Origin of the sequence: Lysinibacillus sp. G4S2 (assembly GCF_030348505.1) — a bacterium.
GTDB lineage: Bacteria > Bacillota > Bacilli > Bacillales_A > Planococcaceae > Lysinibacillus.
In genome coordinates this window covers 2,236,749-2,249,752 of record NZ_JAUCFJ010000002.1, presented here as the reverse complement: position 1 = coordinate 2,249,752, position 13,004 = coordinate 2,236,749, and the positions used below count along the sequence as shown (strand labels likewise).

The 13,004-nt window shown below is 34.7% G+C and carries 9 protein-coding genes and 1 pseudogene; 1 reads left to right on the top strand and 9 read right to left on the bottom strand.

Features of this window, described 5'->3' with window-relative positions; all coding sequences use genetic code 11:
- Nucleotides 1–40 precede the first annotated feature (40 nt).
- The 8 genes and pseudogenes from QUF91_RS11465 to QUF91_RS11435 all read right to left on the bottom strand — a co-directional run bounded on the left by QUF91_RS11465 (nucleotide 41) and on the right by QUF91_RS11435 (nucleotide 10,626).
- Entirely contained in the window at nucleotides 41–937 is an 897-nt protein-coding gene (locus tag QUF91_RS11465) for a hypothetical protein (RefSeq protein ID WP_289417850.1), read from the bottom strand.
- Between the two features lie 79 nt (nucleotides 938–1,016).
- On the bottom strand, nucleotides 1,017–1,661 hold the full coding sequence (locus tag QUF91_RS11460; RefSeq protein ID WP_289417849.1) for a methyltransferase family protein: 645 nt from the start codon (nucleotides 1,659–1,661) through the stop codon (nucleotides 1,017–1,019).
- A gap of 21 nt (nucleotides 1,662–1,682) precedes the next feature.
- Nucleotides 1,683–2,479 (bottom strand): annotated as a pseudogene (locus QUF91_RS11455) (MerR family transcriptional regulator).
- An 850-nt stretch (nucleotides 2,480–3,329) separates the two neighbouring features.
- The gene (locus QUF91_RS11450) at nucleotides 3,330–5,006 is read right to left on the bottom strand and encodes an S-layer homology domain-containing protein (protein WP_289417847.1); all 1,677 of its coding nucleotides are present in this window, start codon (nucleotides 5,004–5,006) and stop codon (nucleotides 3,330–3,332) included.
- A gap of 442 nt (nucleotides 5,007–5,448) precedes the next feature.
- Nucleotides 5,449–6,717, bottom strand: a complete 1,269-nt coding sequence (locus QUF91_RS11445; RefSeq protein ID WP_289417846.1) for a VTT domain-containing protein — start codon at nucleotides 6,715–6,717, stop codon at nucleotides 5,449–5,451.
- A gap of 25 nt (nucleotides 6,718–6,742) precedes the next feature.
- Nucleotides 6,743–6,925, bottom strand: coding sequence for an ATP-binding protein (locus QUF91_RS28120; RefSeq protein ID WP_353957869.1), 183 nt, complete (start codon nucleotides 6,923–6,925; stop codon nucleotides 6,743–6,745).
- Nucleotides 6,926–7,955: 1,030 nt separating this feature from the next.
- Nucleotides 7,956–9,686, bottom strand: coding sequence for a GMC family oxidoreductase (locus tag QUF91_RS11440; protein WP_289417845.1), 1,731 nt, complete (start codon nucleotides 9,684–9,686; stop codon nucleotides 7,956–7,958).
- A 310-nt stretch (nucleotides 9,687–9,996) separates the two neighbouring features.
- On the bottom strand, nucleotides 9,997–10,626 hold the full coding sequence (locus tag QUF91_RS11435) for a GNAT family N-acetyltransferase (RefSeq protein WP_289417844.1): 630 nt from the start codon (nucleotides 10,624–10,626) through the stop codon (nucleotides 9,997–9,999).
- Nucleotides 10,627–11,337: 711 nt separating this feature from the next.
- On the opposite strand from QUF91_RS11435, the gene QUF91_RS11430 reads away from it, so the two are divergent.
- Complete coding sequence (locus QUF91_RS11430) at nucleotides 11,338–12,156, top strand: MerR family transcriptional regulator (protein ID WP_289417843.1); 819 nt, start codon at nucleotides 11,338–11,340, stop codon at nucleotides 12,154–12,156.
- 61 nt (nucleotides 12,157–12,217) lie between these two features.
- Here the strand turns inward: QUF91_RS11430 and QUF91_RS11425 are convergent, their stop codons facing one another.
- Nucleotides 12,218–12,979, bottom strand: coding sequence for an SDR family NAD(P)-dependent oxidoreductase (locus QUF91_RS11425; RefSeq protein ID WP_289417842.1), 762 nt, complete (start codon nucleotides 12,977–12,979; stop codon nucleotides 12,218–12,220).
- Nucleotides 12,980–13,004: the final 25 nt, after the last annotated feature.

The window sequence follows — 13,004 nt, the reverse complement described above, 5'->3', positions numbered from 1 at the left end:
TATGCATTTTCCGCAAGCTCCCGCTTTCTTTTCGGTATAGTTATTTTCCAAACTGGTTAATGTAGGCTTCTCGATAATTATAGGGAACAGCCTTTTCATCCACAATTCCATTTACAGTTCTGCCACCATATCCGCCTCCATCTGCACAGTACTTCTGATTATCAAAAGTCGCAGGAAATTCAAACGAATGGATGACATCAAAATCGATCATGCCTTTTAACTCATCACATTCTTCCTTTGTTATTTTTTTATAACTGTCTACTAAAAATGAACAGTACATATCATAAACAATATCTGCATATTCTGCGGGCGACATTTTTTCATTAAAACCATTATAACTGCATGATATACTGATATCCTTCAGTTTACTTCCCCTCATCGCTGGGCGGAACTTTTTGGTCTCTGTGTTGTATGCGGAATCATAAAAGAACTTATGACGTTTGTATATCGGCCCCATAAACAAGGTTATCGCCATACTGTTTTTTTGCAAAATCCTTTTTTCCATCAACAGAGTGCTTTCCAAAAAAGACCATATATATTCGCTAATTCTATAGTCCACGCGTGGTCTTCTAAACATAATCTCAGGTTTGCATATTTCATCGTCTTCATCTTCGTGACTCCAAAATCGGCTGATTATCATGGTTTTTGTATTTTCTTCACAGTTATCACTAATTTTCGTTAGCGAAAGCTCTCTGACATAAAGAGATACTTTTTGCAGTAGCATTCTAAAATCGTTTTCGTTAAACGTTATCAAAACACAAGTTTCAGATTCAGAATCACTTTCAATGACTTCTTTAAAAGTAACTTTTTCTTGTTTAAATTTATCAAAAATGTAATTGGTCCAACCGTATCCGTCAGAAATATACGACATTTCCTCTAATTTGCGATTAAGCTTTTCAAAACCACCAGTTGGTGAAAACTCTAATGAATAACTCAATGTTTCATTTCCCTCATGAAAAAAATTACGTAAATTGCAATTAATGTAAGTGATGAACCCTTCATTCCCATGCTACTATTTACCAAACGAAAGGAATAAGTTTTTTAGTTTTCTGTTTATATATTGTAAATTGTTCTCCGTACTTGTTTTGTAAGTAGTCATCAGATTTTGGAATATAGCCAAAAACAAATACTAAGAATAAGCTTAGAGGGATAAGCAAACTATAAATATTGTTGGAGATTAGCGCTAAACCTAGTACCCAAAGACAATCTCCAAGATAATTAATATGAATTGCATATTTAAATAATCCATCTGTATATAGTTTACCTTGGTTTTCAGGATTGTCTTTAAAAGGTTTTCTAAGTAACTCTGAAACTGTGTTTAACATACTGCCACCTAAAAATAATACCCAGCCTACAATAAGTACTGTTACGTTTGGATCCTGATTACTAGTAATCATTAAAATGGGGAAACCTAAATAATAAATCCCAAAAGCTATACTGTTCATGATGGCTTCTTGCCATGCAATCCCCCTAGGCAACCATATAAACATCATAGCTGTTAATCGTAAAGCTGTAATAATTAAAGCAATAAAAAGTCCAAGTGAAATGCCTGATTTGTCATATGTAATGAAAAGCAAATAATAGGCAATGATTAAATAGATAATCTCAGCAACTAATATCAAGATTTTTTCTTTTATCGTTGACTTTTTTATACCATACATTGCAAGACGCTCCTTCATTTTTTACTTTATAGGAAAATATACCTCTATGATATTACTCTCCTCCGGTGTACTATAGGGTCCGTTTGATAAACTTCAAACGGAGCACCGTTCAGTTTATAGTTATTTTCCTCAATCCAAACATGCAGCTTTGTATGAATAGAAGGTAAATCATCGTAAGAGCCAATAAGCACAGCCATTGCGCAAAGACCAGGATTAAACACTTTTGTTTCATTTGTGGCCATTGCAAGGGGAATCGCCATTTCTATATCATAATTTTCAGGTTCATATTCTGAACTATGGAAAATAGCAAGTGGCTTTGCAATAGCTGATAATTTTTCAAACATAATTTTACAAAACAACTCATTAAAGTGCATTAGAAAATCAGCAGTATTCATTTGTTTTCGTTGAGATAATATATTATAGGTTAAGTGATCCACAAGTTTAATCTCAATCTGATCTAAATAACCCATGATATTTTTTTCTTCATCTAACAGTTGAATATCAAGCTTTAATTTTTTTAACAACGAAGAATAAAATGTAATCTGTTGTGTCAGATTTTGTTGTTTCGCTTTCATTTTAGAGTTAAAAAGTTCGGTATCCTCCCAATTAGCTAAAATAACCTTAATTTCTTCTAACGAAAATAAATAGCTTTTTAAGCGAGCAATCAATAAAGCTGTTTCTAATTGAGAAATATTATAATAACGATAGTTATTTTTAGCGTCTATGAAAGCAGGTTTTAAAAGTCCAATTTCATCATAGTAGCGAAGAGTTTTCAATGTGAGATGTGATATTTTTGAAAACTCACCAATTGTCAACATAACAATCACCTCCCTCCTGTTATAAATATAATGTTTCCTGTAAGGGGAGGGTCAATCAATACAGCTAAATTTTTATTAGGTCAATAAGATATTGGTAAAATTCAGGAGTAATCGATTATGAGACTGCATCAGGAAGAATTTTATTGAATTTGATTTAAACCTTAAGTTGGGTATACACTCACAGGGGATTTTTATTTTTCTAGTAACACCTTTTGGTCAATGTCACGTGCATTTTGAGATAAATAAAAAGAATCCATTTTTAAAGAATTAATCAAAATGGACTCTTATATCAGGTGTGTTGATTAACCATTTTTATCCACCCTAATTAAATTAGAAGGATCTGATTTCCGCTACGGGCTACTCGCTTTCGCACAGATAAAACAATTTGTTGCTGTCGCTTCGCTTTCGCACAGAGCAAGGCTTCCTGCGAGCGAGCGTCGAGTAGCCCTACGCTACAAGCTCTTCATCATAACATGTGGTTGATTTCTTTGATTGAAAGAGCTTGTATTTCGATAAAAGCCCAAATAGTTTCGATAAAATGAGATTTTGTTTCGATAAAAGCTCAAATAGTTTCGATAAAGAGCGATTTTGTTTCGATAAATCTTCAAAGTATTCCTATAAAACGAACGAAAGTAGCTTAGCGATTCTGTTTTGGGGCTCGATACTAAATAGCAACAAGAAAAACCCTTTCATCGATCAAAATAAACCTATTTTTTCCTAATCAACACGCCTGCTCTTATATAATAGTATGAAGATTGATTTTTATAAAAAATATTGGTCATTTTCTTCCTTTATTGTCAAACAATCACGACCCCCATTTATAGAGTAAGAATAGCCTTAATGGGTTTTATTAGAACTTAGGAATATTATTGTATCCTTCTATGATATCCCCAAATCCTTGGTTGATGAGAGAAATTGCTACCGGTCGAAGAATTTCCTGTTTGCTTTCCACAAGATATTGTGTTTTCGAGCGAATGAGACGATCAAATATTTCACTTCGTTTTTCTCCGACTGCCTCCCAAGTTTGTTGAGACTTCAGTAAATCTTCTAAAGTCAAGAGAGGATAATCGGTTCCTTCAAATGTGAAATCACCATTCACTTGATACCACACATCCCCATTCTCTCGTAACCATTTTTCTCCGATGCTTTCAACGCCCCTTCTCATATTTCTGGCTACGTCTATATAGGATTCTCCTTTTGTTTGTTGATAGGTTTCTAGTAAAAAATTCATTTCTCCTAAAGCATGATTTAAAGATACATGTGTCTTCTTTGCCTGCTGAGGAGAATAATAATCAGTCACAAGGTAACCACCTTTGGGAACTTCTATTATGTTTCCGTTTTTCGCCTGATTGACCAAGAAATCCGCATAGATGATGGTCGAGTTTTTGAGCTCTTTGATGTCAAGAATGTTCCCAGCTTCTTTTAGGAATAACGCGATTTTTTCGTTATGCCTAGTATCGATATAGGGAGCATTGATTCCGTAATCTTTTTTCAACCACGTACTCGTATACTCCGTTTCCCATAACCCTTTTTTATCTCCTTGAAAAATAAATAAGTTAGCAATAGAATTTAATAGCAAATCGTAGAAGTATCGCTCCTGTGTAGTTTCATAGTAATTTAATGCTTTCTTATCTTGAACCCTCACTAGATTTCGCCCATATCCTAACTTAGTTTCCGGTTCGATCGACCACGGGAGTTTTGTATAAGGCCCTTCGGCTGTATACCATTTGTTAATTTCTTTGTAATGTTTGGTACTTTGACTAATCCATTCATCGAGAGCTTGTTCTTTTTTAAACAGAGGCTCTTGTGCCACTAACACCCAGTTTTCAGATAAATCATTTCCTACTGAGTGAAGTGGAAGTGTTACAGTAAGTCCATTATTATCTTTAATTAAATTCAAGTTCTTATTTTCACTCGTCAACTCCCGAACCACACTCTTGTCACCGTTCTCATACTTTTTTATCAGTTCTTTCGTTACGTAGTTTCTGCTTATCATCATATTAGTAACTAAGTTTTCGTTTTCGTTTTCGTTTACTTTTAACAGACCGATAGGATAGGTGGTTGGATCTACACCTGATACATTATCGTGCTCATGTTGAATTTCCTGTCGTTCAAAATCTATCAAATCATACTGTACATTTCCGCTGATAGGGTACGATATCGAAGCACTATACCCTTTGCTGCTTTTATTTTGTAATTGAGTGAAAATGAAGAAATCCCCATTATCGATTTCTCGAACAGTAACCTTGATAGAACCTAAGTTTTCCCCATCTTCAAATAGATCATAAACCGTTGTTTGATCCATTGAACGAATATACGTTTTATTGGAACTTGTTGTTTTTTGTAGTAGTAAACCATTGGCTTCCAAATGTAATTGTGTGGAATTCGGTAATGCTAGAGAAACTCTCTCGCTAGGTTCAGATATTTTATTTTCATCGCCACCTGTGCTGTTTAATGGAAATGAAGTCAAGATCATTAACACTAACATAGAGCATAAAATTTTGCTCCAGATTTTTCGTTTAAGCAAATCGATCGGTCCCCCCGATGTAACTACTCTTTTTATATGGATATCATCACCATAACGTATGTCATCCGTAACTTTTGGTAACGAGCCCTTTTATTTGAATTTTCCCAAAATTATACCAGTATTAAATAAGAAAAACAATGTATGAACTTTTCTAAAAAAATAAACAGATTATTAAATAAGTGATAAAATAAATTACGTATAAAAGAAAATCTTTTTAGAATTACGGCTGGGACATAAGTATATTTTCAAGGCAAAATTCAACATCAAAAAAGCGCGAGAAATCAACGTATTGATTTCTCGCGCTTTTCAAGGTTTTGACCAGTTTTGTCCCAGCCTCTATTCATTCATTGCATCTAAAGTTATTTTATCCGCCCAAGCTTTTGTTACTGCTCTACCTTCTTTCCTTTCTTTGTATAAATCGATTTTTTACTCCCGATATCCTCTATTTTGTATTTGCTTGATGCCTATCTATACTTCTTAGTAATCGGCATATTTCAAGTAAAAGTATATTTAAACCTAACCAAACTCCACCAAAAACAAAACCAGCAGTAATATCGCTTGGAAGTTCATCGTTAAAATACAAATGACTGATTGCGATTAGTATTAATACAACTAATCCAGTAACTGGAACGAAGGTGTGAATCCATCGACTTTCAACAGAACGAACAACAATATAACTTGCGAAACCATAGATGATAAAATTCATTAGAGTTTGCTCGTTTGGAAAATGATTTTGGAAAATTGTTCTTAAACCTTCTTCATACAGCTCTCCCCCAACAAGAACTATCAAAAAAGAGCTTAATTCCATTAATTTATTTTGCCCCTTCAATAAAATCAAAAATAGAGTAAAAATAATCACGATACAAAGAACTATTCTCGAACCCATTAATGAGAATATGTGCATAGCCTCTGACCAATTTTGGTTGAAAATTAACAGCATTAACATACCCACAACCTGATTAAAAGTGGTAAATTCATTGCTTAGGAAGTCCTCTATCATTCCTATCATTAAAATGATTAGTCCTAAAGTCAGTATTAAAGTCAGTGCTAATAGAAATGCAACTTTCCTTTTCGTCTGGAATATTGTCAAAGTTATGTTTAATAATTTAGTGGTCGACTCTATAATGAATGTTTTGTTTTTTTTGTATAGGAAATAAACGATAATAATAATGGCAATAGCTATTCCACCAATAATGAGGTATTTTTTAATTGAACTGTGAAACATCTCCCATTGTGGCCCCAATATTTTACCGAGTGAAATAAATACTGTCACCCAAAGGAATGCCCCAGTATAGGCAAAAATAGCATAGGTTTTATAGGGAAGTCTGGTAATCCCAGAAAAGTACCCTGTAATATGTCTAATTCCAGGTATAAAAAAGGCGATAACCAAGAGCTTATTGCCGTATTTGCTGAACCACAAAGATGTATTTTCTAATCGTTTTGGCCCTAAATGAACACGATAACCGTATTTTTCAAAGAATGGTTTTCCTAATTTATAACCTATCCAGTAGGAAATGGTCATCCCTAAACAAGATCCAGTACCAGCTATTCCTATGCTTAATATCCAATTTAAATCTCCTTTGTAAACAAGAAATCCAGTATAACTCATAAGCACTTCTCCAGGTAATGGGAGTGCGAGTAATTCTAGTAAAAGTGCTGTAAATAACACAATATATCCAAACTGATCGATATATGCTGTAACATCGCCCATGGATTGCCGTCCTTTATTATTTTTTTTAAAGTCTTATCCACCAGTTCTTCCTGTTTCTCGATTTCTTGTTTTTCCACTCAATAAAAACGTTCAAAAATATATTCATTTCATTTTGAAGGATTCCAATACTATAATCTTTTACACGTATAATGGCATATTGGGCATTTTTATCTAAATAAATCTGTATCTTATCATGGCTATATTTCATTGCATTATCCAACAAAATAATGATTACTTGCTTAATCTTTAATTCTTCTGCACAAGTAACGCTTGTATCCTCTTGATAAGGCAATATTATTCTCGGTTACAGGAAGTGCAATAGGATTGCCAACAATTGACGAACCTTTTTGATATAAGATATTAGGCGTGTTGATTAACCATTTTTATACATTCAAAGAGGCTGATTTCCGCTACGGGCTACTCGCTTTGTTGCTGACGCTTCGCTTTCGCACAGATAAAACATTTGTCGCTGACGCTTCGCTTTCGCGCAGAGCAAGGCTTCCTGCGGGCGAGCGTCGAGCCGCTTCCTCCGCTCTGCTCCGTGCAGGGTCTCGTCTGTCTCGCTTTCCCGTGGGAGTCGAGTAGCCCTACGCTACAATCAGTTAAAATGGAAATATATTGGCGAAGTGGTAACAAAAAAATCCTTTTACCACTCAATAATAAACCTATTTTTTTCCTAATCAACACGCTTGATAAGATATTTCACCATCTACAATTAGCAAAAGAGATGATCGCATTTTCTTTCTTTTTTCTTTTTAGATTTACAGGAGAAAGAACTACTTTATCCCCTTTCTCCTCTACAACTTAAAACAACAACACATCATTTTTTAACTGATTGTAGCGTAGCGAAAGTGAGACAGACAAGATCCCGCATGAAGCGAATGTTTCTGTACGAAAGCGAAGTGCAAACGTAGCGACAGCAACAATGCTTATCTGCGCGAAAACGAAGTGTCAGCAGCAACGTAGCATAGGAAGCGGCTCGACTGCTCGCCCGCATGAACACGAGTAGCCTTTAGCAGAAATCAGCGTCTTCAAGTAAATCAGAATGGATAAAAATGGTGAAACAATACACCTAATGAAATACATAAAAAGCCTACCTATTAACAGATAGACTTTTGGTTCTATTATTAATATCGTAAATTTTCAATGATTTACTAATATCCATAAATTCTTTTTGGCTTCTTCTTTACGGTACAATATTTTTTTACTAAACACCCATTAAGTGTCCTCAATGAAAATTATTCAATCTTGTCCATAAAAAATTGGAATTCATAATCTTGTATCGTATCCGTTTGTTGTTCATTTTGAATGAATTTCACAGCATTTAAGCCAATCATTTGTGCAGCAAGGGTTGTATTTCCATCAGGTAATATTGGTGAAACTGAAAGATCTGCTACTTTTAAATTTTTTGTTCCGAATACATTTAAAAACCCATCAACAACGCCATCTTGAATCGATTTTGCCATCTTACATTGCCCGCCATAATGTTCAAAACTAATATAGGAGGCTTTCGCAAAATTAGCTAGTTGACTTCGTTTTTCATTTTCATCTGTTAACTTAAAAATCGCTTCATCTGGAAACACAGTACGATAAATACCTTTTGGATCTAACTGTTTAGCTCTTTGTACAATATTATAAACTTCAATATATTGATCGATGATGAAATTAAGGTCGTCGTCATTATCTAGTGGGTTAAATTGAAGTGTTGGTGTCGCCTCTGGATCGCTGTGAGCAATGACAATTTCACCTCGATTTTTGGGGTTTAAATTGACAAGACCAAAACTCATTACGTTACTTAGATTATTAATATTGAATTCCCAATTATTAATGAGTACATCTTGGTTTGGTACAAAGAGTGGCGATGGAACGCCTAGTATTTGAATATTACGGCCAGGTCCAGTTACTTTTTTAAAGGCGCCTAATGCAATGGGTTCATTCGGATCTGCAAATAATATTGGTAACAGTCGGTCTGTTCTAACTTCTACACCCATCCCCACTGCATGATGTGCCTGAAGATTATGCCCAACATGCTCATTTTCAATGAGAACTGGTACACCAGCAACTTCTAGATCCTCTAGTTTGCCAATCCCTGAGCGTTGCAAAATAGTAGGAGAGAAAACGCCTGCTGCCACAATAATACCTTTTCTCGCAAATGCCATTTGAGAATTACCATTTCGTACAAAATCCACCCCATATGCAACGTACTCTTCGCCTTTTTTCTGAAGGAGGATTTTATTTACCGTTGTTTTCGTTAAAATAATTAATTTCCTTCCATCAACACCAAACTCATCAGAGTCAACTTGATTGCCCTGTGTAACAATCGTTTCATTTAAATATCCTGTAGCTGTTGAGGAACGAACAAATTCATCCTCTATTTCTTGTTGTAAAAATTGAGATTTTAAAAATGTACAATCTCTTATCCCAGTATTATAATCTCTAGCAATCGGAATGTTTAATACATCAGAAGATGCCTGAGCGAGTGTATTGATTAATCCTCTTGCAGGAGTAATTTGTTGTCGGATAAAGATAGGACCGTCAGTTCCCCGCTGATTTGGATTTTGTGAAGCTCCTGTATAAGTTTCATTTTCTTTAAATAGTGGAGTAATATTTCGATAGTCCCACTGATTTCCTACTAAACTTGCCCATTCATTATATAACTCTCTACTGCCTCGTACGGCATACATCGCATTATGCGATGAACTGCCACCGATTGCTCTACCACCTGCTAATCTTAATTGACGACCAAGCGTTTGCTCTGTTTTCGATAAAATATTATACGAAAACTTATTATCATTCGCAAAATTCAGTGCGTCTTCTATCGAGGGACTACTAAGTTGCTTCGTTAAATTTGTACCTGCTTCGAGTGCTAATACAGATGTACAGTTATCGTCAGTAAGCTTTTTTGCTATAATTCCACCTGCAGTGCCCGCTCCAATAATAATATAATCAAAAATTTCACATTTACTCATTCGTTTCTCCTTTTCTTATGAATTTTGAATCTTTTTATCATATGTTTGAATCTTTATTCTCGTAAGGGCCATTGAATAAAATGCTATAAAAGTTTTTTCTTTTTGAAGTTACATTATCGTACTGCACACAAGGGATTCTTAAAAAAATCTCTCACAAACAGCAACTCGTAGCTACCATTCACAAAGTAAGCGAAAACAAGCGCACACCTGTCATGTGGTGTGCGCTTGTTTTATGCTTTATATAGTTTGGATAAGTATAACTGGTTGACATTGGCCCTAAGCGCAATGTCCGGTACATTAACGCCTCTAGTTAAAAATCATAACTATATAAAAATACGTTAAGGTTTTCTTTCGTTTTATCAAATTGAATTTCTTTTTCATCTATACGATCGAAGTTTTGACTGTCATAATATCCATAGTTACATCTATTATCTGTATATAAATATAAAGATTTTACATCCATACTTTCCATATAATTAAACAGATGATTCATTAGAGCCTTCCCAACCCCAAGACCTCTTGATTCCCCCGATACAATAAATAATTCTATACAACCTTGAAAATCATTTTCTTTTCCGTTTATAAGCTCTTTATATGCCTCTTGAACCTTTCCAAACTCTTTCATGAATTTTTTATTTTCCTTATTAGTCATAAGTGCTTTAAGCATGGAAGTGGCAAGGCTGAAAATATTATGAGCTTTCTTTAAACGGTTTTTGTCTTTTTTTGAATCACCCAAAATAATACCAATCACCTTATTGTCTTTTTCTGCTACTTTGCTAAATGAGCTTTCTAAAATACAACCTTGAAGATAGATGGTTAATACAGAATCTAAAAATTTCTTATCCTTAATAAATTCGTTGAAACCAAATGCTTCACCAATCAATTCTTTAACGGATTCATAATCTTCTTTAACTAGACTTCTGTATATTACTTTTTCCATGTTTAAAAACTCCCTGTTATATAAGTAAATTTATTTAGTATTTCTTGCGAATACCTTATATTATGATATTAACGTCTCCCCTAAGAGGAGAGTCAACGATTCTGTACGGAAAAATATCAGGCGTGTTGATTAGGAAAAAAATAGATTTATAATTGAGCGATGAAAGGGTTTTTCTTGTTTTGCTAATATATTGGCTCATCACCAAAAGTTGTGGATGACATTTGTTAAAACATATGTCATGTATTAGTTGATCTTCGTTCTGGCTGGGCGACTCCTTGGGGATTAGCGTCATAGATGAGACCCTAAGCGAGCAACGCGAGTGAAGCGGCTCATCGGACGCGCCCAGTCGGAACGGAAATCACCCACTCGTTTTTTTGCCGAAGAGCCAAAAAAAGTTGTCTCAGCGCAAGGAATACTTTGAAGATTTATCGAAACAAAATCGCTCTTTATCGAAACTTTTTGGGCTTTTATCGAAAAACAAGCTCTTTCTATCAAAGAAATCAACCACACATTATGGTGAAGAGCTAATATATTCCTATTTTAACTGATTCTAGCGTAGGGCTACTTAACTCCCGCTGGAAAGCGAGACAGACGAGACCCTGCACGTGCCTAGTGAAGGAAGCGGCCCGACGCTCGCTCACAGCGAATCAGAGCCTTCTAATTTAATTACATTGGATAAAAAACTGGAAAAATATAAAGGAAGTGATTAAGATGCAACATTTATTTTCTATTGGCGAAGTTTCGAAAATGAAAGACATTACAATAAAAGCGTTAAGATATTATCACAAAGTGGGGATTCTTATTCCAAAAAATATTGATGAAGCAACAGGTTATAGATACTATTCTATAGATCAATTTATTCATATAGATATTATTAAAAGCTGTAGAGAGTTAAACACAAGTATCGTCGAACTTCAAGATATTTTTAAGAATTGTGATACGAATGAATTACTAGCATTTTTACAATTAAAAAAATGTGAAGCCGCAGAAAAAATAAAGAAAATGCAGGAAGTCATCCAAACCATTGATAACTTAAATACGAAGGTAGAGACTTCTAAGGAACTATTAATGAATGATGAGATTTCTATTCAGTTCCTTGAACAGCGTGCTGTAGTTGTAGCCCCTTGTGATGAAGTAGGAAGTTTGCAGGAATTACTATACTATTCAGACTTAGAAAAAATCATTCAAGATAAAGGCGGAAAAATGTCACTTGAAAGAGGAATCCTCTACAACGTTAAGGCAGAGTCGAATGTAGTACCAATGTATGTTTTTAGTAGACTTCAAGGAAATGCCACTTTAGAAGCTGAACAAAATATAAAAATATTACCAAAAGGAAAGTATTTAACGATAGCTTATAGGAAAGAAAATGAAGAGGAGCGTCGAAATAAAATAATTAAATATGTAAAAGAGCATAATTTAAAGGTAAAAAGCTTCATGGAAGTGGAGTTATATAACGATTTCTTTAATACAGAATCTTATAGTTGTCAAATTCAAATATGTATAGAAAATAATGACACAGTTGACTGTTAAGAAAAAATATTTCTCAGAGTTTAATAATGGCTCATCACCAAAAGTTGGTGATGAGCCATTATTATGCTAGAAGACCGCCATCAATCACGTAATGACTTCCCGTAATATAGGAGGACGCATTTGAGGCTAAAAATAACACGAGATTAGCTATTTCTTCTGGCTTCGCATAACGTTTCATTGGGACATTCTCCATTGTCTTTGCTCTTAATTGCTGTGCTTGTCCAGACGCTTTACCTTCTTCAATGGCAAGCATCATACGTGTATCTACATAGCCAGGACAAATAGCGTTTACACGAACTCCAGCATCTACAACTTCTAATGCTGCTGATTTTGATAAGCTGATAACTGCATGTTTGGATGCTGAATATGGTGCAAGTCCTCTAGCACCTCGAAGCCCTGTAATAGACGCTGAATTGATCACACTGCCATATCCCTGTTCCACCATCAGCGCCAACACATGTTTTAAGCCAAAGAAAACACCTTTAATATTTACATTTAGAACTTTATCTAAATCTTCAGCAGTTGTTTCGATAATAGAAGCGTCTTTTCCTTCTATGCCTGCATTATTAAAAAATACATCTATTTTTCCAAATTTAGCTTTTGTATTTTGCACAAAATTTGCTACTTGCTGTTCGTTTGTAACATCTGCTTCTTGGATTAAATAATCTTCTAGCTGCAATTCATCGACAAGTGCACCTACCGCTTTCTTATCCAAATCAACCAATACTAGCTTTGCTCCGTGAGAAGCGAATAGTTTAGCAGTTTCTTTACCAATACCTCCAGCTGCACCTGTAATCAACACAACTTTTTCTGTAAATTCCATATCCCCACTCCTCGTATCTTGCAAA

What these genes read in the sequence shown, in the direction of transcription:
- QUF91_RS11425 (WP_289417842.1), bottom strand. Translation starts at nt 12,979, where the DNA reads ATGGAATTTACAGAAAAAGTTGTGTTGATTACAGGTGCAGCTGGAGGT.
- QUF91_RS11435 (WP_289417844.1), bottom strand. Translation starts at nt 10,626, where the DNA reads ATGGAAAAAGTAATATACAGAAGTCTAGTTAAAGAAGATTATGAATCC.
- QUF91_RS11430 (WP_289417843.1), top strand. Translation starts at nt 11,338, where the DNA reads ATGCAACATTTATTTTCTATTGGCGAAGTTTCGAAAATGAAAGACATT.
- QUF91_RS28120 (WP_353957869.1), bottom strand. Translation starts at nt 6,925, where the DNA reads ATGAAATATAGCCATGATAAGATACAGATTTATTTAGATAAAAATGCC.
- QUF91_RS11445 (WP_289417846.1), bottom strand. Translation starts at nt 6,717, where the DNA reads ATGGGCGATGTTACAGCATATATCGATCAGTTTGGATATATTGTGTTA.
- QUF91_RS11460 (WP_289417849.1), bottom strand. Translation starts at nt 1,661, where the DNA reads ATGTATGGTATAAAAAAGTCAACGATAAAAGAAAAAATCTTGATATTA.
- QUF91_RS11440 (WP_289417845.1), bottom strand. Translation starts at nt 9,686, where the DNA reads ATGAGTAAATGTGAAATTTTTGATTATATTATTATTGGAGCGGGCACT.